The sequence below is a fragment of the Telluria sp. ZB4P34 genome, assembly GCF_059686055.1.
In genome coordinates this window covers 119,547-140,770 of sequence record NZ_JCASIF010000002.1, presented here as the reverse complement: position 1 = coordinate 140,770, position 21,224 = coordinate 119,547, and the positions used below count along the sequence as shown (strand labels likewise).

General features: G+C 67.5%; 20 protein-coding genes. 6 read left to right on the top strand and 14 right to left on the bottom strand.

Annotation, left to right across the window (positions count from 1 at the left end; all coding sequences use genetic code 11):
• Nucleotides 1–20: 20 nt before the first annotated feature.
• Together AC56KL_RS05115 and AC56KL_RS05110 are read right to left on the bottom strand one after the other, a co-directional pair.
• The gene (locus AC56KL_RS05115) at nt 21–1,484 is read right to left on the bottom strand and encodes a catalase (protein ID WP_497179083.1); all 1,464 of its coding nucleotides are present in this window, start codon (nt 1,482–1,484) and stop codon (nt 21–23) included.
• A 94-nt stretch (nt 1,485–1,578) separates the two neighbouring features.
• Nucleotides 1,579–3,024 carry an App1 family protein phosphatidate phosphatase gene (locus AC56KL_RS05110; RefSeq protein ID WP_497179082.1) on the bottom strand — a complete coding sequence of 482 codons (1,446 nt, stop codon included), beginning with the start codon at nt 3,022–3,024 and terminating at the stop codon, nt 1,579–1,581.
• Between the two features lie 280 nt (nt 3,025–3,304).
• Between AC56KL_RS05110 and AC56KL_RS05105 the strand changes: the two genes are divergently transcribed.
• Nucleotides 3,305–3,484: a hypothetical protein gene (locus AC56KL_RS05105; protein ID WP_497179081.1), complete on the top strand. Its 180-nt coding sequence runs from the start codon at nt 3,305–3,307 to the stop codon at nt 3,482–3,484.
• Nucleotides 3,485–3,698: 214 nt separating this feature from the next.
• Here AC56KL_RS05105 and AC56KL_RS05100 read toward each other — a convergent pair whose 3' ends face one another.
• From AC56KL_RS05100 to AC56KL_RS05090, 3 genes are read right to left on the bottom strand one after another with little or no spacing between them, the layout of a single operon-like run.
• Nucleotides 3,699–3,935, bottom strand: coding sequence for a hypothetical protein (locus AC56KL_RS05100; RefSeq protein ID WP_497179080.1), 237 nt, complete (start codon nt 3,933–3,935; stop codon nt 3,699–3,701).
• Nucleotides 3,936–3,938: 3 nt separating this feature from the next.
• Nucleotides 3,939–5,024 carry a non-homologous end joining protein Ku gene (gene ku / locus AC56KL_RS05095; RefSeq protein ID WP_497179079.1) on the bottom strand — a complete coding sequence of 362 codons (1,086 nt, stop codon included), beginning with the start codon at nt 5,022–5,024 and terminating at the stop codon, nt 3,939–3,941.
• 29 nt (nt 5,025–5,053) lie between these two features.
• Nucleotides 5,054–6,019 (bottom strand): SDR family oxidoreductase, encoded by a 966-nt coding sequence (locus AC56KL_RS05090; protein WP_497179078.1) that lies wholly within the window; start codon nt 6,017–6,019, stop codon nt 5,054–5,056.
• 175 nt (nt 6,020–6,194) lie between these two features.
• Here AC56KL_RS05090 and AC56KL_RS05085 point away from each other — a divergent pair, with 175 nt between their 5' ends.
• The 3 genes from AC56KL_RS05085 (at nt 6,195) to AC56KL_RS05075 (ending at nt 9,630) form a co-directional block, all read left to right on the top strand.
• A complete protein-coding gene (locus tag AC56KL_RS05085; protein WP_497179077.1) occupies nt 6,195–7,673 on the top strand; it encodes a GGDEF domain-containing protein in 1,479 nt (492 codons plus the stop codon).
• A gap of 81 nt (nt 7,674–7,754) precedes the next feature.
• Complete coding sequence (locus AC56KL_RS05080; protein ID WP_497179076.1) at nt 7,755–9,398, top strand: SulP family inorganic anion transporter; 1,644 nt, start codon at nt 7,755–7,757, stop codon at nt 9,396–9,398.
• A 73-nt stretch (nt 9,399–9,471) separates the two neighbouring features.
• Complete coding sequence (locus AC56KL_RS05075; RefSeq protein WP_497179075.1) at nt 9,472–9,630, top strand: hypothetical protein; 159 nt, start codon at nt 9,472–9,474, stop codon at nt 9,628–9,630.
• Between the two features lie 124 nt (nt 9,631–9,754).
• Here the strand turns inward: AC56KL_RS05075 and AC56KL_RS05070 are convergent, their stop codons facing one another.
• Complete coding sequence (locus AC56KL_RS05070; RefSeq protein ID WP_497179074.1) at nt 9,755–10,387, bottom strand: 1-acyl-sn-glycerol-3-phosphate acyltransferase; 633 nt, start codon at nt 10,385–10,387, stop codon at nt 9,755–9,757.
• Between the two features lie 176 nt (nt 10,388–10,563).
• On the opposite strand from AC56KL_RS05070, the gene arsC reads away from it, so the two are divergent.
• Complete coding sequence (arsC, locus tag AC56KL_RS05065; protein ID WP_497179073.1) at nt 10,564–10,911, top strand: arsenate reductase (glutaredoxin); 348 nt, start codon at nt 10,564–10,566, stop codon at nt 10,909–10,911.
• An 83-nt stretch (nt 10,912–10,994) separates the two neighbouring features.
• On the opposite strand, the gene AC56KL_RS05060 is transcribed toward arsC, so the two are convergent.
• The 8 genes from AC56KL_RS05060 to AC56KL_RS05025 all read right to left on the bottom strand — a co-directional run bounded on the left by AC56KL_RS05060 (nt 10,995) and on the right by AC56KL_RS05025 (nt 19,960).
• Nucleotides 10,995–12,245, bottom strand: a complete 1,251-nt coding sequence (locus tag AC56KL_RS05060) for a right-handed parallel beta-helix repeat-containing protein (protein ID WP_497179072.1) — start codon at nt 12,243–12,245, stop codon at nt 10,995–10,997.
• A gap of 120 nt (nt 12,246–12,365) precedes the next feature.
• Nucleotides 12,366–12,803 carry an acyl-CoA thioesterase gene (locus AC56KL_RS05055; protein WP_497179071.1) on the bottom strand — a complete coding sequence of 146 codons (438 nt, stop codon included), beginning with the start codon at nt 12,801–12,803 and terminating at the stop codon, nt 12,366–12,368.
• Nucleotides 12,804–12,873: 70 nt separating this feature from the next.
• Nucleotides 12,874–13,728, bottom strand: a complete 855-nt coding sequence (locus AC56KL_RS05050) for an endonuclease/exonuclease/phosphatase family protein (RefSeq protein ID WP_497179070.1) — start codon at nt 13,726–13,728, stop codon at nt 12,874–12,876.
• Between the two features lie 170 nt (nt 13,729–13,898).
• A complete protein-coding gene (locus AC56KL_RS05045) occupies nt 13,899–14,624 on the bottom strand; it encodes a hypothetical protein (protein WP_497179069.1) in 726 nt (241 codons plus the stop codon).
• Nucleotides 14,625–14,630: 6 nt separating this feature from the next.
• Complete coding sequence (gene pepN / locus AC56KL_RS05040) at nt 14,631–17,312, bottom strand: aminopeptidase N (protein ID WP_497179068.1); 2,682 nt, start codon at nt 17,310–17,312, stop codon at nt 14,631–14,633.
• Nucleotides 17,313–17,505: 193 nt separating this feature from the next.
• On the bottom strand, nt 17,506–18,561 hold the full coding sequence (locus AC56KL_RS05035) for an alkene reductase (RefSeq protein WP_497179067.1): 1,056 nt from the start codon (nt 18,559–18,561) through the stop codon (nt 17,506–17,508).
• Between the two features lie 10 nt (nt 18,562–18,571).
• Nucleotides 18,572–18,868 carry an ArsR/SmtB family transcription factor gene (locus AC56KL_RS05030; protein ID WP_497179066.1) on the bottom strand — a complete coding sequence of 99 codons (297 nt, stop codon included), beginning with the start codon at nt 18,866–18,868 and terminating at the stop codon, nt 18,572–18,574.
• 120 nt (nt 18,869–18,988) lie between these two features.
• Complete coding sequence (locus tag AC56KL_RS05025; protein WP_497179065.1) at nt 18,989–19,960, bottom strand: succinylglutamate desuccinylase/aspartoacylase family protein; 972 nt, start codon at nt 19,958–19,960, stop codon at nt 18,989–18,991.
• A 109-nt stretch (nt 19,961–20,069) separates the two neighbouring features.
• Between AC56KL_RS05025 and AC56KL_RS05020 the strand changes: the two genes are divergently transcribed.
• On the top strand, nt 20,070–21,203 hold the full coding sequence (locus AC56KL_RS05020; RefSeq protein WP_497179064.1) for an acyltransferase family protein: 1,134 nt from the start codon (nt 20,070–20,072) through the stop codon (nt 21,201–21,203).
• Nucleotides 21,204–21,224 lie beyond the last annotated feature (21 nt).

Genomic DNA, 21,224 nt, shown 5'->3' with positions numbered 1-21,224 from the left:
TCTATGCGCCAGGGTGCAGATCAGTCCACGTTCCGGCCAAGCACCTTGAGCGAGGCGCGCACGCCACGTCCATACCCCGGATCCGCCTTGTCGAACTGCCGCAACTGGCGCAGCAGGATATCTTCGTCCACCCGGCTGAGCGGCCCCGCCAGGTTGTCGCACAGGTTCTGGCGCTCTTGCGGCGTCATCAGGCGGAACAGCTGGCCGGCCTGGGTGTAGTCGTCTTCCATGCCGCGGAAGTCGTAGCGGCCCGCGTCGCCCGTGATCGGCAGCTCCCGCTCTCCATGGCCCATGCCCAGCGCGCCGCGGCCTTCGGCGTCGATGGTCGCATAGTTGCGCGCCGCGCCTACGTTGGCGATCGCCATCGCGCCGTCGCGCTGCTGGTTGTGAAACGGACAGCGCGGGGCGTTGACCGGCAGGTGCTGGTGGTTGGTGCCGACGCGGTACAGCTGGGCGTCGTGGTAGGCGAACAGCCGGCCCTGCAGCATCTTGTCGGGCGAATAGCCCATGCCCGGCACCACGTTGGCCGGCGAGAACGCGGCCTGCTCGACCTCGGCGTGGTAATTGTCCGGATTGCGGTTCAGTTCGAGCACGCCCACACCCAGCATCGGGAAGTCGCCGTGCGGCCAGACCTTGGTCAGGTCGAAGGGATTCCAGCCGGTGCGCTGTTCCCAGTCGTCCAGCTGCGCCTCGGTGGCCAGCTGCACCTTGACGTCCCACCGCGGAAAGTCGCCGCGGGCGATCGCCTCGAACAGGTCGCGCCCGGCATGGTCCGGATCCGTGCCGGCGATGCCGACCGCTTCGGCGGCAGTGAGGTTCCGGATGCCCTGGCGGGTCTTGAAGTGCCACTTCACATAGGTACGCTCGCCGGCCTCGTTGATCAGGCTATAGGTATGGCTGCCGAAGCCGTCCATGTGGCGGTAGCCGTCCGGGGTACCCCGATCCGAGAACAGGATGGTCACCTGGTGCAGGCTTTCCGGCGCGCGGCTCCAGAAGTCGAACATGATGTTGGGCGACTTCAGGTTGGTCTGCGGATCGCGCTTCTGGGTGTGGATGAAGTCCGGAAACTTGATCGGGTCTTTCAGGAAGAACACCGGGGTGTTGTTGCCGACCAGGTCCCAGTTGCCTTCCTCGGTATAGAAACGCAGGGCGAAGCCGCGCGGGTCGCGTTCGGTGTCGGCGCTGCCTTTCTCGCCGCCAACGGTGGAAAAGCGCAGGAACACCGGGGTCTTCTTGCCGACCTCGGAGAACAGCCTGGCCTTGGTGAACGGACGCAGGTCGTGGGTGACCGTGAAGCTGCCATACGCGCCCGAACCCTTGGCGTGGACGACGCGCTCCGGAATGCGCTCGCGGTTAAAGTGCTGCAGCTTCTCGATCAGGTGGAAGTCCTGCAGCAGCAAGGGGCCGCGCGGGCCGGCGCTGAGCGAATTCTGGTTGTCGTCGACCGGTATGCCGGAAGCGGTGGTCAGGCGGGCTTGGCTCATTCGAGAATCTCCTCGTTGTGTTAATCGATAGGAGCATTCTATGGCTGAGCTTGTAATTAATAAATTAAATTAATTCGATCACTTCGATAGCTTTTCATAATCCCGTTTTGTTTGGTGGAGCTTCATCGTCCTCGCGCTTGTCCAAACGGACCGACGGCAGGCGGTCGACCGCGATCAAGCCTTCGGCGGCCGCGTGCGAGGCGGCAAACACGCTGTCCGGGGACAGCACCAGCTGGGCGCCGGTGGCGCTGACTTCCTCGATCAGGCGGTCGAGCGCGTCGATGCGCGAGGGGTCCGGATTGACGTTGCGGATATAAATCATCTTCACGGCGCCGGGATGGCGGCGCACCACCTCGGCATAGATCTCGGGGTCCTGCTCGCCGCTGTCGCCGATCAGCACGAACTGCATGCCCGGATAGAAATCCAGGATGCGCTCGATCTGTTCCAGCTTGTGCGTGCCGTGCTCGGAGATCTTGAGCACCTGGCGCACGCTCAGTTCGCGCAGCAGCAGCGGACCGAACGGGATGTCCTGCAACTTGAGGAAGTCGAGCAGCGGCCCATACAGGTGCCACGGGCTGCTCGAGACGTAGAACAGGGGATTGTCCTCGCTGCCGCCGACGCCGTCGCGCAACGCGCGGTAGAAGCCCGCCACGCCCTTGAAGGGTTTGCGTGTATGGTGGTTGCTGCGCGCCAGCATCAGCGCCATGTTCAGCTTGTTGGTGACATTGGTCCACAGGACGGTGTCGTCGATGTCGCTGATGATGCCGAAGCGCGCCGTCGGGGCCGGAACCCGGACCTCGGCCGTCGTGCGCATCGGCCGGCCGTCAGACTGGAGCTTGTCCGGGAATTCGAGCTCGACGGCGTGCCAGCCGCCGTCCAGTCGGGCGCCCACGGCAAAGTCGAAAGAAAAATAGCCGCCGCGGTCGGTCCGGGTTTCATGGGTGCTGCCACCGAAATGGGCCAGCACCCGCGCATCCGCCACTTCGTCCGATTCGAGCCGGCGGTACAGGGCGACCAGGTTCTGCCAGCCGCTGTCGGCGCCGCCCTGTTCGCGGAATGCCGCTTCGTTGAGCAGGCGTCCCTTGAGCCAGATGCGCGCGGCATTGCCGAAGCCGAGGTAGGGCACGGGCATCAGGATCCGCCCGCCGTCGAGCGTGCGCAGCCGGCGCAGGGCCTGGCTGGCGACGGCGCCGGCGCTGCGCGCGAGGCGCTGGCGCAGCGGCGTCGCGGGCGCCAGTTCCCGGCTGGCTTCCTGCAGCCTGTCGGCGTTGTTCGCGGCCGTGGCGGCGCGCGGCGCGCCGCGTTCGACCCACGCGCTGCCGAGGGCGTTGCGAGTCAGGAGCAGCGCCTGCTGCACTTGCTGCGGCTTCATCGGGTCGACCGGCGTCGCCATCACGTGCACGGCCGAGCCCATTTCGCGCAGCCGCGCGATCTCCGTTTCCGACAGCAGGCCGGGATTGAGGAAGAGGCTGGCCTTGCCCAGTTCGACGCGGGCGGCGATGTCGTCGAAACCTGCGCGTGTCAGTACGAGGAAGGGCATGGCGCTGTGTGGCATGGTCGGAAGCAGCGTAGTCGGGATGGCTCAAGTATCGCTCACGCGCACGGATTCGAACGCACGCTATCGCCGCAGGCGCCTGCGCCGGGAGGCGTGCTCACGCCGGCTGGCCGGCAACGGGACGATCGTGGTGCGCGCTGCCGTGCACGCCCAGCTTCTCTGGCAAGCTAGACTGTCTGTCCCATTTGCCGGCCGCCGACCATGAACATCTTCTGTATCGGTGTAGACCGCGCCGCCTGCGAAGTTCGGCGGCGAGCCGGGGCGCGTGCCCACGCCGGAACAGGTAGTGGCGCTGCTCGATGGCCTGCCGCCCGGGGAACGTGCCGAAGCCGAGCGCTACGTGCGCCAGACCCCGCCGCACATCGATACGCGCTACCGGCGCATCATCGAGGCGCGGCTGGGCTGGCGCGCCGGGCGCGATGCGCACGTCACGCGGACGCGCTGAGCCCTCGCCAGGCGGCCGCCAGGGTCTATGTGACTGAATACATCGTCGTGGCAACGACATTCTTGTCATGGCGCGCAGGGTGGTCGGCTTCGCCGACCGCGCGTCCGACTCCGGCATGATCTGCCACGGCGCATCATCGGTTTGAACGCGCGGTCAGCCGAGCCGACCACCCTACCGAGTTGCCATCCCGTGCCCGGCATCAGCCAGGCGGACCCTAGGCCGATTCGTTCTTGAAGATGCCGCGCACGTTCATGGCCATCAGGGCGGCCTGCAGGACGATCAGTGCCCAGGCTTCGTCATGGATGCCCCAGACGATCCACAGCACGTTGCTCAGGATGAACATCGAAAAGCCGAACACACGGCGTTCGGCGCGTTTCGATCCTATCAGGTAGGCGGCAAACAGGGTGACAAGCATCGCCGGCCACTGGAGGAAGTCGATGAACTGATCCATGCGTCAGGCTGCCTTCCTGCGGCGCGCGGGGGCCGTCGACGGGGCGCCGGTCGACTTGGCGGCAGTCTTCCTTGCCGCCGGCTTGGCCGCGGTTTTCGCTGCGGTTTTCGCGGTGGTATTGCGCTTGGGCGCGGCGCCGCTGGCGGCGACGCGATCCGTGCCGTGCGCGGCGGCCTTGCGCGCGCGCGGCGGCGGTGCTTCATCTTCGTCATCTGCTTCGGCGGCGGGACGGCGCTTCTTCGGCGGCGGTTCGTCGTCGTCATCGTCGTCGTCATCGGCCGCCGCCTTCCCGGGCTTCTTGCCCAGGCTGGCCTGCAGCAGCGCGACCAGGTCGATCACCTTGCCGGTCTCGCGCTTCGGTTCGCCCGCCTCCGGCATGGTGATGGTCTTGGTCTGGTGCGCCTTGACCTTCTTCTCGATCAGCGCCAGCACATCCTCGCGGTAGGTGTCGTGGTACTGCTCCGGATCCCAATCCTCGGCCATGCCCTGCACGAGGGCCATGGCCATCTTGAGTTCCTTGTCGGTGATCGCCGCCTTCCTGTCGTCGGCCGCGGGAATCTTGAGCTCGCCTGCGTCGCGGATCTCGTCGGCATAGCGCAGCGTGTTCATCACGATGGTGTCGCCCACGCACACCAGCGCCGCCAGGTGCTGCTTGACCCGGATGACGACGCGGGCGATGCCGATCTTGCCGGCTTTGCGCAAGGTTTCGCGCAGCAGCGCGTAGACCTTGTCGCCGCCCTTGCCGGGGGCCAGGTAGTAAGGCTGTTCGAAATACAGGAGCGAGACGTCTTCGGCGTCCACGAAAGCGAGGATGTCGATGGTCTGGGTGGCTTCCGGGTTGGCGCGGCGCAGGTCCTCGTCGGACAGCACCACGTATTCGCCGCTGGTGTACTCGTAGCCCTTGACGATGTCGTCCCAGGACGCTTCCTTGCCGTTGCCCTTGTTGTAGCGCTTGAATCCGACCGGCGAGAAATCGCGCCGGTCGAGCATGGTCAGGTCGAGTCCCTTGTTGTCCACCGCCGCGTACATATCGACGGGGATGTGCACCAGCCCGAAGCTGATCGCACCCTTCCACATGCTGCGCGGCATAGGCCTTCTCCTGTTATTCGATGTCCGGTTTATTCGCCGACCTTGCCGGTGATCGGCAGGATCACCCCGGTGATGTAGCCCGAGCACACCGGCGAGGCCAGGAATACGTAGGCCGGCGACAGTTCCTCGGGCTGGGCGGGACGCTTGAAGGTGGTGCTGGCGCCGAACTCCGTGATGTCCTCCGGCGACTGGTCGGCCGGGTTCAGCGGCGTCCACACGGGACCGGGCGCCACGCAATTCACGCGGATGCCCTGGTCGATCACGCTGGCCGCGAGCGACATCGTGAACGCGTGGATCGCGCCCTTGGTCGCCGAATAGTCGAGCAGCTTTTTCGACCCCTTCAGGCCGGTGACGGAGCCGGTATTGATGATCGACGCACCCCGCTTCAGATGGGGCAGGGCGGCGCGCGCCATGTGGAAGTAGCCGTAGATGTTGGTGCGGAAGGTTTCGTCCAGACGCTCTTCCGTGATGTCCAGCAGCGAGCCGGCGTGTTCCTGGAAGGCCGCGTTGTTGACCAGGACGTCGAGGCGGCCGAACTCGGCGACCACCTTCTCGACCGCATCCTGGCAGAATGCTGCGTCCTTGACGTCGCCGGCGATGGTCACGCAGCGGCGGCCCTCGGCCTCGATGCAGCGCCTGGTCTCCTCGGCATCCTCGTGTTCGTTCAGGTACATCACGGCGACGTCGGCGCCTTCGCGCGCGAACAGCACGGCGACGGCGCGCCCGATGCCGGAGTCGGCGCCGGTGACGATGGCGCTCATGCCTTCCAGCTTGCCGCTGCCCTTGTAGCCCTCGGCCATGAACTTCGGCTTGACCTCCATCTCGGCTTCCAGGCCCGGCTTGGCCAGGTGCTGGGCCGGCATCGGCGGCGCCGGCTGTTCGATGCCGGTCTGCACCGCCTCGCTGTTTTCCGCCTTCTGCATGCTGCCGTCGCGCTGGTCCTGGCGGCTCTGGATCGCCTTCTGCTTGTTTGCCACCTCATCCTGGTTTGCCATGCCGTACTCCCGTGAACGTTCAATCGACTCGGAAAGTATCGGTGCGCGCCGGGCATACGACGGTGCGTTCCCGTACACTCGGCGACAATTCTTCGCTAGGTCGGCGCCCGGGTTTGTGGCAAACTTGCTATCGTCTTTTTATAGTATTTCTTGTCAGGCACAAATGGAAAGTGGGATGTCCCAGCAGCAGGGCACGGGTCCTGCGTACAGCGGCCTGTTCGTCAACCCGGTCGGGCAGCGCCGCGCGGCGTTCGCGCAGGCTTGCGGCGACTTGTTCGACGGCCTGCGCGTGGCGGACGGCGCCGACAACGCGGCGCTGCTGCTGGCGCGCGCGCCGGCCGACCTGCTCGTGCTCGACCTGGAGCGCTTCGACTTCGGCCTCGACCTGCCTGCGCTGGCAGGCCTGGTGGCGGCGCGCGCCGGCGCGCCGATCCTGGTGCTGTGCCCCTTCACGAATGCGCGCTGGCTGCCCGCCCTGATGGCCCACGGTCCGCTGCACTATGCGATCGCCCCGCTGGCGCCGGAACAGACCCGTCCCCTGATCGCGGCGCGCCTGGCCGAAGGCTTCGCCCCGCCGCCGGCGCCGGGCCCGTTCGAATCGGAACTGGCCGCACTGCTGGCCGTGCGCAGCGCGGCGCAGGGGGCGCTGGCCGAAGCCGACGACGGCATCCGCTTCGGCGAGCGCCTCTGTGCGGCCCTGCAAGGCTGGCCCGGCGTGCTGCATGCCGCGATGTTCCAGCTGCACGAAGGGGGCGACCTGCGGCTGCAGGCGCAGCACGGCATGGCTGGTCTCGACCTGGGCGCCATCCTGGGACGCGACGAGCGCCTGCTGCAGTCGCCGCTGCGCCATGCCTTCCCCGGACTGCTGGCCGCCGCCACCGGCGAGGCCGCGCTGCTCGACGCGCCCGAGAAGGCCGGCGAGCCGGAACTGGCGCGCCTGCTGCGCGCCCATGGCGTGGACATGGTGCTCGGGCTGCCGATTCCCGTTTCCGGCCCCGGCCCCGGCCGGCCGACCGCAGGCTCCCTGTGCCTGCTGTTCGACCACGCCGGCGCGTTCTCGCGCGCCCAGCTGGCGGCCTTCGACGACCTGGCGCAGCTGGCGGCCTTCGGCCTGCGCATGGCGGAACTGATGGGCGAGAGCGAGGAACTGCTGGCCCGCGTGACCCACCTGGCAACCCTGGATGCGCTCACCGGCGTGGCCAACCGCCGCCACGGCGAATACCTGCTGGAGCAGGAGATCCGGCGCGCGCGCCGCTACCGCCATCCGCTGGCGCTGATCGCTTTCGACATCGACCGCTTCCGCAACATCAACGACGCCTATGGCCACCCGGTCGGCGACGTGGCGCTGCGGTCCGTGGCCGATACCGCACGCGGCCTGCTGCGCTCGAGCGACGTGCTGGTGCGTTCAGGAGGCGAGGAATTCCAGGTGATTGCACCGCATACCAGCGCCATCGACGGCCTCAAGCTGGCCGAGAAGCTGCGCGCGGCAATCGAACAGGCCGAGATCCCGGGCTGCGACCAGGTCACGGTGAGCCTCGGTGTGGCCCAGCTTGGGGAACTGGAAAACGGCGACTCGCTGGCGTTGCGGGTGGAAGCGGCCCTGGCGCGCGCCAAGCGGGCAGGGCGCAACTGTGTCGAACTGGCGATGCAGTGATGCGATCGCACCGGGCCGTCGGCGGGCTCCGTTCGCCCGCAGCGCTGTGGTAGGCTAACGCTTTTCTCCAGGCAACACCTTATGCTTCAGTGGCTGCAGCAGTACCGGCGCGCGATGCTGCCGGGCGACATCAGCGCCGGTATCGTCGTCGCGATGATGATGATCCCGCAGGGCATGGCCTATGCGCTGGTGGCCGGCCTGCCGCCGGTGGCCGGGATCTATGCCAGCATCGTGCCGCCGCTGCTGTACGCGCTGTTCGGCACCAGCAGCACCCAGTCGGTCGGCCCGATGGCGATCGTCTCCCTGATGACGGCCTCGAGCCTCGCGCCGCTGGCCGCGCCCGGCAGCGCGCTGTACGGCGTGCTGGCGGCGCAACTGGCGCTGTTGTCGGGGCTGGTGCTGCTGGCCTGCGGCCTGTTGCGCATCGGCTTCCTCGCGAACTTCTTTTCCCGCCCCGTGATGAGCGGCTTCACCATCGGTTCGGCGCTCCTGATCGCGTGGGGCCAGCTGCGCCCCCTGCTGGGCGCCACGCCGCCCGCCATCCACTGGCCGAGCGCGGCGCTGGGCCTGGGCGCGCTGGCCGTGCTGGTCTGGGCCCGCAGCTACATGGCCGGCGCCCTGCGCCGCGCCAGGCTGTCGCCGGCGGCTGCCGACATCGGCGCCAAGCTGGCGCCGATGCTGGTGGTGATCGGCGCCCTGGCGCTGGTGCCGGCGCTCGGCCTGGAGACGCTTGGGGTGGCCACGACGGGCAGCGTGCCGGCCGGCCTGCCGGGGCTGAACCTGGCGACGTCGAACGCCCACTGGCAGGCCTTGCTCCAGCCTGCACTCCTGATCGGTTTCATGGTGTTCCTGATCAGCATGTCCGGCGCCCAGACGCTGGCGCTCAAGCGCGGCGAAAAGCTCGGCAGCAACCATGAACTGGTGGGCCTGGGCGCGGCCAACATCGGCAGCGCCCTGAGCGGCGGTTTCCCGGTGACCGGAAGCATCTCGCGCTCGGCGGTGAACTTCGCGGCCGGCGCCAACACCCAGCTGGCAGGCATCATCACGGCCGCGCTGCTGGCGCTGGCGCTGGTCGCGCCCACCGGGTGGCTGGCCCTGCTGCCGTTGCCGGTACTGGCGGCCACGATCATCGTGGCCGTGCTCGGCATGATCGACCTGTCGCTGCTGCACACGGCCTGGCGCTACGATCGGGCCGACGCCGCGGCGCTGCTCGCGACCGCCGCCGGCGTGCTGGTGCTGGGCGTGGAAGCCGGCGTGGTGGTGGGCCTGGCGCTGTCGATGGGTGCGCTGATCTGGCGCGCCAGCCGCCCGCACATCGCGGTGCTGGGCCGCATTGCCGGCAGCGAGCATTTCCGCAACGTCGACCGGTATTCCACCGAAACCGCACCCGGCCTCCTGATGCTGCGCGTGGACGCCGGCCTGTTCTTCGGGAACGTAGAAGCCGTCAACGAACGCATCGAGGACGAACTGGCGGCGCGGCCCGACACCCGTCACCTGGTGCTGGTGCTGTCCGCAGTGAATGCGATCGACACCTCGGCCCTGTTCGGGCTCGGGGAATTGAACGCCTCGCTGCGCCAGCGCGGGGTGCTGCTGCACCTGGCTGAAGTCAAGGGGCCGGTCATGGACAGGCTGCGGCACAGCAGCCTGCTGGGGGCGCTCAACGGGCGCCTGTTCCTGAGCGCGGCGATGGCCTGGAACGCGCTGTCGGACGATCCTATTGCATGAAGCCGAATGGGGTAGGTGGCAAAAAGTATCCCGGCATTCATTTGTATTGACGCTCGGTAGCCCCGACAGTAGGATGGTTTCGGCATACAACCACGATCAGTGCGACGGGCCCGACGTCAAGGGCTGGTCGGGCGACCTGCTGCTGAATGACGGCCGCAAATCGCTCAACCTGGCCCTGCACTTCGAATACCGCCAGCGCTACCTGGCGGAGCTGGGCTACCAGCCGTCGTAGGGAGGGGAGTACAACGCGGCGGCCGAACGGGATACCGCGTCGGTGGCGGTCGGCCTGCTGTTTTGAGCGGCAGGCGCCAGTTCCGTCGTCCGGCGCTTGTCCGCCGTGCGCAGGCGGCGCGGCGTCACGCGCGGCGGCGCTGCAGCTCGGACGGGTCGCGCGGCGGGGCCAGCCTGATCGGGGCGGCCTGGTCGGGATAGAGCGCCCGGCGCCCGGCATACACGGCGCCGATGGCGGCCATGTCCTGTTCGGCATCGCCGCTGAGCGTGAGCGTATCGACCACGCTCAGCACCCTGGCGCCGTAGTCGATGGAGACCAGCAGCAGCGGGACCCTGGCCGTGCTGGCCAGGTGGTAGAAGCCGCTTTTCCAGTGCGGACGGTAGCTGCGCGTGCCTTCCGGCGTGATCGCGATCCAGCACCAGGGCGAATCCAGCATGGTCTGGGCCAGCTGGCGGGTGGCGCCCATCGAGGCGCGGCGGTCGACTGCAATGCCGCCCCAATAGCGCATCACGGCGCCCATCACGCCGCGGAACAGCGAGTCCTTGGCGAGCCAGCGGAATTTCACGCCTACCGCCCACTTGCCCAGCAGGCCGATCGGGAAGTCCCAGTTCGAGGTGTGCGGATACACGACAACGATACCGTGCGGGCCCGGCAAGGGTTTGTAGTGCACGTTCCAGCCGGCCAGGTTCAGCAGGCGAAGTGCGCTGCGCTGGCTCCAGGTGGGAAGTGCTGCGGGACGCAGCAGGTAGTCACTCATCGATTCTCCGTCGCGATACGAGGCGATTTTTCGGCAGGCTTGATGTTTCTGCGAAAAAATAAGCGACGAATTCTATAGCGAGCGGCAAGTACGAACAAGCGAAAATACTGGTGCCCCTGATGGGCTGTGGTTATGATGCCGCTACTTTTTCACCAATATTGCATGCCAAACATCAGATGGATATCACGATTTACCATAATCCGCGCTGCGGCACTTCGCGCAACACCCTGGCGGCGATCCGCGACGCCGGCCACGAACCGCAGGTCGTCGACTACCTGTCCGTGCCGCCCGGGCGCGAGGAATTGCGCCGGATGATCGCCATGGCCGGCCTGACGGTACGCGATGCCGTGCGCAGCAAGGAAGCCCTGTTCGGCGAACTCGGGCTGGAGCGCCCGCATGTGGACGACGAGGCCCTGCTCGACGCGATGGCCGCGCATCCGGTCTTGATCAACCGCCCCTTTGTCGTCACGCCCAAGGGCGTGCGCCTGTGCCGGCCATTCGAGCTGGTGCGCGAGATCCTCTGACCGGCCCTTGCCTGGCCCGCCGGTTCCGGCCGCGAAGATACTGCAGCGCGGCCGGTACCGACTGTGCCTGGAGCGGCCCGTCTTCAGTGCAGCGCCGGCGAGGGCACGCCCGCCGGTTCCGACTCGGTGTAGGGCACGGCGCCGATGTCGGTCTGGCGCCGCGGCCGCAGGGCCACGGCGTCGCCGGCGCCCGCCGGCATTCCCTTGCCGATGGCCGGGGAGCCCGGCTGGAGCCGGAAGTCGGGGGTGGCGAGCGTGCGGCTGTAGTCGGCGAACAGGGGTGGTGCGCTGATCGTGCCCGTATGCCTGCGCCCGGCCGACAGCTTCCAGTCGCCGCCCGGGTTCTGGAACACCAGGTTGTTGCGGTAGCTGATGTTGTCGCCGGTCGCTCCCTGTTCCAGGATGCCGTAGCCGTTGTCGTAGACGATGTTGTTGGTGGCGTGGGTGTGGTCGTTCGGCCCCTTGCTGTGATAGAAGTCGCCGCCGCCGACCACGATGCCGGTGCCGCAGCCGGCCACCGTGTTGCCGCGGATGGTCACGTGGCTGGCGTCGTGCCACAGGTGGATACCGGCGCCGGAAGCCCGGTAGATGATGTTGTCGCGCACGCTTGCGGTGGTGCTGACGTAGATGCCGTGCATGTAGCGGCACTCGGGCGGGCCGATGTCATGCACGTGGTTGCCGGCCACCTCGGCGTCGTTGCCCTTGTAGTAGCTGTCGATGCCGATGCCGGCGCCGCCCTTGGCTTCGCAGGGCACGTCGTTGCCGATGTGGTGGATGTGGTTATCGTGGACGCCGTTGTGCGAGCCGCCGTTGTAGATGCCGCTCAGCCACTTCATGCCGCTCTGGTACTGGCTGCCGTCGATTTCGAAGCCGATGATGTCGAGGTAGTTGGCGCGGTTGTCCCAGGCCGCCGGCTGGCGCGAATCGAGCGGCGGCACCAGCCGCGCGGCGCCCCGTTCGGTGGACTCGAACACGATGCGCGCCTCTGCCGTGCCGTGCGTATTGGTGCGTACGCCGCCGAAATAGGTGCCGGGCGCCACGTGCACCGTGGTGCCCGGCGTGACCGCCTGCGCCGCGCGCGTGAGCGTGCGGAAGGGTTCGTCGCGGGTGCCGGGATTGCTGTCGGAGCCCGAGGGCGACACGTACAGGTGGGTGCGCACCAGCTCGGGAATCACGAGGTCTTCCTGCCCGGTCTCGCGCAGGCGGCAGCCGGACAGCAGGGCGGCCAGGAATGTCGCCACCAGCGCCGCCACCAGGGTGGCGGACCAGATCGGATACAGGACGGCGAACCTGCGGTAAGCGGCGGGCCGGACGGCGGTGAATGGATGGCGCATCTTCCCCTCATGGCAGCGGACGTGACCTGGCCAGTTTGACCCGGCACAAGAGAAAGCGAGGCCGGTTGCCTCAATGCTTACTTTGAGCGCCCGCAACACGAGGCGCCGCGAGGGGGCAGGCTAGGGCGATGGCGCCAGGGCCGGCATGTAGGTCTCGACGAACTCGGCGGGCATGCGGCGCGGCCGGCCGCTGCTGATCTCGATGCAGACCAGGTCCCAGCGCCCGCGCAGCACGGTGGCGCCGTCGCTGTCGCGCACCAGCTGGAAGCGGCGTTCCATCGCCAGCCTGCCGTCGCCGGCCACCAGCCAGGTCGCCAGCGTCAGCGCCTCCCCCGCGCAGGTGGGCAGCAGGTAGTCGTATTCGCCGCGCCGGATTGCCATCGCGCGGTCGAGGCGGCGGTAGTCGTCGAGCGACAGGCCGAGCCGCACGGAATGGGCCCAGCCGGCCTGTTCGCACCAGCGCACGTAGACGGCATTATTGGTGTGTTCCAGGCCGTCGATGTCGCCGGGGCCCGGCATGACGGGCAGGGTGAAGGGGTGCGGGTAGTCCCAGTCCAAGCTGTGGCCTCGTGAAGCGCGGAAAACCGCCATTGTACGGCCAGGCACCCGGCCGCGCTCAAGGCCGGGCTCACGGCGCCCAGTCGAGTTCGACCAGCAGCGCCTGGTGGTCGGACCCCTGTTCGCTGCCGTCCACCCGCACGCGGCGCAGCTGCCCGGCCAGGTCGGCGCTTGCGAACACGTAGTCGAAGGTGAAGGGCGCCGCCGCGTCCGGGTTTGGGTCGTGCAGGCCGACGGTGGGCGCGTGGCGCCGTCCGGGCTGGGCCAGCTGCCAGCAGTCGCGCCAGGGCTGGACGCCGTCGCCGAAGGGCGCCAGCAGGCGCTGGTGCTCTGGCGAGCCGGGCAGCATGTTGAAATCGCCCGCGAGCAGGGCCGGCATGGCGCGCGCCGGCGCCGCGAACGGACCGATGCCCGGCGCCGGGGGGCAGGCCGCATGCATGCTCGCTTCGCGGTGCAGTTCGCGCAGGCGCTCGACCTGCGCCATGCGCTGGCGCTGCGAAAAGTATTCGAGGTGGACGGTGGTGACGCGCAAGGGGCCGCCGGGCGCCGCCACGGTGAGTTCGAGTGCCGTGCGCGGCATGCTCATGACCTCGGGCTCGGCCGGCCAAGGCAGTGAATGGCGCAGCGCCTGCACCACCGGATGGCGCGAAAACGCCATCATGCCGAAGCGTCGGCGCGCGCCGACCGGTCCGCCTGGCGCGGCGGTGTCGCAGGAAACGGCGGAGAAGCCGGCGTAGCCGGGTAGGCGTTCGCGCAACATGGCGAACTGGTCTTCGCCACCAGGGGTATAGCCGGCTGAAACTTCTTGCACGCAAAGCATGTCAAAACTACAAAACCGGTCGAGGCATGCGATGATACGGTCGAGGTCGGCCGTGCCGTACGGGCTGCGGCCGGACTGGATATTCCAGGTAACGAGCTTGAACATGATGGTCCTTTCCGTGGACCTTCAGGCTAAGCGCCGGGCCAGGCCGGGCGTTTGAACAAGGTCAGGCGTCCAGGGGATGCGCCCGCCGGCAAGGGAGGATGGATGTTTACGATGATCCTGCTGCTCTACCTGCAGCAGCACCGCGATGTCATGCTTGAGAAGAGCCGGGTTCAGTCGCGCTTCCATTCGACATGGCTGGGGCAGCGGACCTCGCCCGCAGTGCCGCCGCCGCCCGCCACGTCGAACAGCACTTCGCCGCCACCGACGGCGCCGCCGATCTTCGGGCCGACGCTGCCGCCGGCACGGCAGCGGTACTTGCCGCCGCGCCGGAACCGGTAGATCACCTGGCCGTCGGGCGCCGTGTAGGTTTCGGTGCTGACGCCGAGGCCGCGGTCCCTGTGGGCGCCTTCGAGCGCCGTCCTGAAGCGGCCCATCGGCGTGTCGGAAACTTCCGGCACGCCCGACTTCCCCTTGCGCAGCTCGCGGTCGATGGCGAGGGCCTCGCGCCTGGCGCGCGCGGCCATCGTATCGGGAGCGGATTCCACCTGTCCGCCTGGCGCCGTGATGGCGAAGGGATCGGCACTCGCCGGGGGCAGGGCGGGTGGCGGGGGCAGGGCTTGGGGTTCATCGGCCCGGTCGAGTCTTGCCGTGCCGGCCGGCGCGGTCGAGGCTTTGGCGGCAGAGCGACGGGACGATGGCGGATCGGGTGGGCGCGGGGCGGCTGCCGGCGGAAGCGTCGGAACCAGGTCGATCACCCGTTCCCGTTCCCGTTCCAGCTCAGGCGCCGGCGGATGCGCGTTCCGCCAGCTGGAGACGATCAGCAGGTGAACGCCCAGCACGGCCAGCAGGGGCCAGCCGCCGGCGCCAGGCCGGCGGCGCGAAAAGTCCGCGTGCAAGAACGGTCAGGACTTCGGTGCGGCCAGGGCGGCCTTGATCGCCACGCAGCGCTGGTCTTCCTGCAGCGTGTCGAGCAGCGAGCGGCGGGTGCCGGCCGACAGGTCCTTCATGGTGTCGGCGGCGCGCTGCAGGCGCTGCACGCTTTGCGGCGTGCAGCTGGCCGGGATCATCGTGTTGGCATAGGCGCGCATGAAGACCGGGCCGGCCGCCTTGTCGATCGCCGCCAGCTTCGCCAGGCGCGCGGCTGCGGTCTGCTCGGCCAGCTGGCGTTGCTCGACCGGGTACATGGCCCCCATCGCGGTGCGGATGCGCGAGAACGGCAGCTTGGTCTTCAGGTCTTCCACGGTGCCCAGCCATTCGGCCTTGATCTTCGGATCCGGACGCGCGACGGTGGCGGCCAGTGCGGCGCCCTGGCCGGTGTCCGACTTGTCGCGGGCCTGCTCGGCCTCGACCAGCGCTGCTGCGCCCGGTACGTTGAAGCGGTTCAGGCGGGCGATGATCGCCCAGCGCTGGTCCTGGCCGATCTTCAGGCCCTCGAGGCCCTTCCCCTCGAGCATGCCGGCAAGGCGCGCCAGCGCTTCCGGGCTGCTCGCCACGCTCATGTAGGTGCCGAACCAGCGGCGCTGGAAGCTGTCGTTGCCCTTGTTGGCGAGGACGCCGTTCCAGGCCATGTCTTCCAGCGCCTTGGCGGTCTGCGTGGCGTACGCGCGATGCGGTCCGTCCTCCAGGCCCATGGCGTTGAGGTAGTACTTGGACATGGTGACCTTGCCCAACACGTCGCCCAGCAGGGTGTAGTCCTTTTCCTGGGGTGCGTTGGCGAGCGCCACCTGGATGAATTCGTTCAGCGGCAGCTTGGCGTCGCGCACGCCGTCCCACAGGGCCTGCCACAGCATGGCGCGCAGCAGCGGGTCTTCCACTCCGCCCAGGGTGCTGCGGGCGGTCTCGAACGAACGCTTGTCGAGGTTGACCTTCACGAAGCCCCAGTCCTGGTAGTTCGGATACACCAGGTCGGGGCAGGCGCTGCCGATCATGCCGGGGACATTGGTCTTCGCGCCCGCATAGGTGACCGGCACGTTCTTGGCCAGCACCAGCTTGCCGTTCTCCAGCCTGAAGGCGCCCACCTGCACGCGCTGCTCGCGCAGGGTCGGCAGGGTCTTGCTCGGCGCGGTCTGCGCCAGAGAAAACGCAGTGATCTTGCCGCCGTCCTTGCCGCTGCTGCAGGTGTAGCTGGCGGTGATGGTATTCACGCCGGCCTGGTACAGCCAGTCCTTGCTCCACTTGGACAGGTCGCGTCCGGCCGCCTGACCCAGGCTGCCGATGAAGTCCTCGAGCTTCGCGTTCTGCCAGGAGTACTTGACCAGGTAGTTATGCACGCCCTTGCGGAACACTTCCTCGCCCAGCATGTGGCGCAGCTGCTTCAGGGTGGATGCGCCCTTCGAATAGGTGATGGCGTCGATGTTGTCGAAGGCGTTGCCGGACGAGGGCACCGGCACCTCGATCGGGTGGGTCGACGTCTTCTGGTCCATCGTGTAGGCAGCCTGCTTGTCCTGCTGGTAGAAGGCCTGCCAGGCGTCCTTGAATTCGGTGGCTTCCGCGGTGGCCAGGGTCGCCATGAAGGAGGCGAAGCTCTCGTTCAGCCACAGGCCGTTCCACCATTTCATGGTGACCAGGTTACCGAACCACTGGTGCGCCATCTCGTGCATGATGACTTCCGCCAGGCTCATCTTCTGGGCAGGGGTCATCTCGGACTTGTGCAGGAAGCCGGCCTCGGCGAACGTGATCGCCGCCGAGTTCTCCATGGCGCCGTACAGGAAGTCCGGCACCAGCAGCTGGTCGTACTTCTCGAACTGGTAAGGAATGCCGTAGTAGTTCTCGAAGAACTCCAGGCCGTTCTTCGTGTAGCGGAACCAGTCGGCAGGCGTTACCTGCTTGGCCACCGACTGGCGCGCGAACAGGCGCATCGGGTAGCGGGCGCTGCTCTTGTCTTCCCAGACCTGGTAAGGGCCGGCGTGCAGCGAGAAGTTGTACGAGCTCAGGCTCTTGGTTTTCGGGAAAGTCCAGCGCTTGCCGCCGGCCGTATCGGCCACGCCCGTTTCGCGGGTGGCGGTCACGACGTGCCAGTCGGCCGGGGCGTTGACCGTCACGGTGTAGGTGGCGCGCAGGTCGGGCTGGTCGAATACGGCGAACATCTGGGGGGCGGCGGCCGGCTCGAAATGCGAATACGTATAGACCCGGTTGTCGACCGGGTCGACCATGCGGTGCAGGCCTTCGCCGTTGGTGCTGTGGAGGCGCTCGTAGCTGATGGTGACGGTGTTGCGGCCCTTGGCCAGGTCTTCCGGCGCCAGGGTGACGAACCAGTTGTTGTAGCGGGCCTCGACCTGCTTGCCGTTGACGGTAACCGACTTGACGGTGGCCTTGTCGAGGTCGATGGTGAGCGCCGAGTCGGTGTCCTTGAGGTCGAAGCTGACCGTGGTGGTGCCGGCGAAGCTTTCCTTGCCGGTCAGCGTGAAGTCGAGCACGTAGTCCACGTTCGACACCCGCGCCGAACGGGCCATGGCGTCGGCTTCCGACAGGTAGGCGTTCTCGGCACGGGCAGCACCTGCCACTGCGGGCGCAGCGTTGGCGGCGTTGAATGCGAAGGCGGAAGCGATGGCGAATGCCATCATGCGTGGGGCGAAGTGTTTCACGTGGTCTCCTGGGACAGCGCAGGCTCGGTGCGCATTAAAAATAATCGCGCAAGAATAGCATGAGCGGGGTGTCGCCTACACCACATACATATACGATTATGGGGTGTATGTACCGGCGGAGAAGTCTCGTAAAGTGCAAGGTAAATCGGGTTCCCGCCAAGGCGGGAACCCGATTCCGTAGCGGCCCGTCAGCTCAAGCAAGCGCCGGATAGTCGATATACCCCTCCGCCCCAGGCGCATAGAACAGTTCCGGTCGCGGCTGGTTCAGTGGCGCATCGTCCTTCAGGCGCTTCGGCAGGTCCGGATTCGCGATGAACCACACGCCGAAGGCCACCGCATCCGCCTCACCCGACTGGATCAGCTGCTCCGCGCTTTCCTTGGTCAGCTTTTCGTTGGCGATGTACACGCCGCCGAATTCCTTCTTGAGGTGCGCGCGCAGGCTGTCGTCGCCGATGGCTTCGCGGGCGCAGATGAAGGCGATGCCGCGCTTGCCGAGTTCGCGCGCGACGTAGCCGAAGGTGTCAACCGGGTGCGAGTCGCCCATGTCGTGCGAGTCGCGGCGCGGGGCCAGGTGCATGCCGACGCGGTCGGCGCCCCATACGTCGATGCAGGCGTCGGTTACTTCCAGCATCAGGCGGGCGCGGTTCTCGACCGAGCCGCCGTAGCGGTCGGTGCGCCGGTTGGTCGAATCCTGCAGGAACTGGTCGAGCAGGTAGCCGTTGGCGCCGTGGATTTCCACGCCGTCGAAGCCGGCTTTCCTGGCGTTCTCGGCGCCCTTGCGGTAGGCCGCGACGATGGAAGGGATTTCGTCGGTGTCGAGCGCGCGCGGGGTGGTGTAGTCGCGCATCGGGCGCAGCAGGCTCACGTGGCCCTTCGGCGCGATGCCCGAGGGCGCCACCGGCAGCTGGCCGTCGAGGAAGTGCGGATCGGAGATGCGGCCCACGTGCCACAACTGCAGGAAGATGCGCCCGCCGGCCTGGTGCACGGCCTCGGTGACGATCTTCCAGCCTTCCACCTGTTCGTCCGACCAGATGCCCGGGGTATCGGCATAGCCCACGCCCATCGGGGTCACTGCAGTAGCTTCCGACAGGATCAGCCCGGCCGTGGCGCGTTGCACGTAGTACTCGGCCATCATCGCGTTCGGCACCCGGCCGCCGCCGCCGGCGCGCGAGCGGGTCAGCGGCGCCATGATGATACGGTTCGGCAGTTCGAGTGCGCCTACCTTGATCGGGTCAAACATCGTCGTCATACGGGTACTCCTAAAGTCCGTCATTCAATTGGGCGAGGAAGGCCTGGACAGTCTCCTCGTTACGCTGGAAGAAGATGAACTGCCCGACGCGCCGCGTGCTCACCAGCCCGGCCTTGTGCAGGGTCGCCAGGTGAGCGGAGACCGTCGATTGCGACAGGCCGGTGCGCTGGTCGATCAGCTTGCAGCACACGCCCATGTCGAGCGGGTGCTCCTGCTCGGCGAAGTGCTGCTGCGGTTCCTTCAGCCAGTGCAGTATCTGGCGCCGCACCGGATTCGCCAGCGCCTTGTGGATCGCGTCGATGTCCATGTTCTTCCTTGTATCGGGTTCTTTCGATCCGAATATCGTTATCTTACGATATTCATGAAAATCCTGCTGGCGGCGCCGCGTTTCGGCCCGGCGCTGCCCCAGGCCATGCCCGCTTGCCGCTTATTCGCGGCCGAACGACGGATTCGGGCGGGTCAGGTAGTACCACTCGGAATTGGCGTTGGCCTTCGCATCCGGGAACAGGATGCGGCCGCCGAATTCGGCCAGCACGCGGCTGCCGTCGGCGCGTACGCCGATCTCGTCGCCTTCGTTCACCGGATCGAAGCTGGCCCAGCTGCGCGAGAACCGGTCGTCGGCGTGCAGCTTGTCGTGCACCACCACCATCGACAGCGCTTCCATCTGCTCGAACGGCACCGGCTCGGGATCGGGGGCGTCCACCAGCTTCAGGTGCGCCAGGGTGTTCATGATGGCGCGGTAGGCCACTTCCGGCGCGGCCGGGTCGAGGTGCTGGCCGCACTCCAGGGTGAGCGCATAGCCGCCGGTCGTGCGCATGTATTCGGTGGTGCCGACGCCGTAGCGCAGCACGGTCTGCAGTTCGTCCGCAGTGCGGCTGCGGCGCTTGACGCCGTCGCCGTAGGCGGCCAGCCAGCCGTCCACGAAGCGCTTTACGCCCAGGCGGCGCGCCCAGGCGCGTTCCTGCTGCGCGTGCCGGAACGGCTGCAGCGGGCCGTCGTTATCGAGCGGGCCGACCATCACGAAAGGCTCGCCGCCCACCGCGTTGAAGGAATGCAGGTCGAGCAGCACGTCGTGGCGGGCGAGCAGGGGGCACAGCCAGTTGGCGACCAGGTCCTCGAAATCCTGCGGGTCTGCTTTCGGGAACAGGTTGCGGTTCAGGTTGCGGTCGCCGTTGCGGGTGTTCTGCTCGTAGGCCTTCGGGTTCACGACCGGCACGAAGGTGACGCTGCCGGCCGCGATGTGCAGGCGGCCGCTGTCGATCTCTTCCATCACGCGGCGGATGGCGATGGTGCCGCACACTTCGTTGCCATGGGTAGCGCCCATGATGATGACGCGCGGGCCCGGCGCGATGCCGGTGTAGTTGACGGACTTGAATTGGTACTGGCTTTGGGGATTCATGCGGTGCTGATCCGGGAAGGTGACATGGGTGCCGGTATTCTATCGGCAAACGCTAGCCGGCGGACAGGCGGCGTGGCATGATCCGCACATCCCAGCCCGAGCGAACAGCATGCCCACCACCTCAACCCGCATCCACGGCCTCGACACCTTGCGTGCGCTCGCCGTCACGCTGGTGGTGCTGCACCACTACGTGCTGTTCGTCAGCGATGCGCCGACCTTCGGCTGGGTGGGCGAGGTGGGCTGGGTCGGCGTCGACCTGTTCTTCGCGCTGTCGGGCTACCTGATCGGCAACCAGATCTTCGCGGCCTTGCGCAGCCCCGGCGGCTTCTCGCTCCGGCATTTCTATGCGCGCCGCCTGCTGCGCACGCTGCCGAACTACTGGGTGGTGCTGGCCCTGTACTTCCTGTGGCCGGCCTTCCGGGGCGAGGCGCCGCTGCTGCCCTTGTGGGAGTACGCCACCTTCATCCAGAACTTCGCCCTGGAACCGGGCAGCGCCTTCTCGCATAGCTGGTCACTGGCGATCGAGGAGCAGTTCTACATGCTGCTGCCGGCGGTGGCGCTGCTGGGCGCCTTGTTCGGCGGCTCGCTGCGCCTGGCCTGGACGAGCATCGCGCTGGCCTTCGTCGCCGGCATGCTGGTCCGCGCCGGGCTGTGGCAGGAAATGGCGGACCAGGATCATCAGCTTTACTTCTATTTCAAGTACATTTATTACTCGAGCTTATGCAGGTACGACGAGCTGCTGGCCGGCGTGGCGCTGGCGCTGCTGCGCAACCACCATCCCGTGGGCTGGGCGCGCATGACCCGGCATGGCAACCTGATGGCCGGCCTGGGCCTGCTGGCCTGCGCCGTCGCGTTCTGGTTCTTCCTCGAAGATCGCTACGGCTTCGGCATTACCGTATTCGGTTTCCCCTTGATGGCGCTCGGCTTCTCGCTGCTGATCGTGTCGGCCGTGGCGGAAGGCTCCCTGCTGCGCAGCTTGCGCGTTCCCGGCGCAGGTTCCCTGGCCCTGTGGTCGTACGCGATCTACCTGCTGCACAAGCCGGTGTGCGTGATGGCTGCAAAGTGGCTGAAACCGCTCGGCTTCGGCGCCGGGCATCCGCTGACCATCGGTGCGCTGCTGGTCCTGTCGGTCCTGACCGGCTGGCTGCTCTACAGGCTGGTGGAAACGCCCTTCATGCTGCTGCGCGAGCGCTATGTGCCAACCAATTCCCGTCGACCGGCGGTGCGGCAGATCGCCCTGTAGTTGGACGCGCGGTCGGCGGAG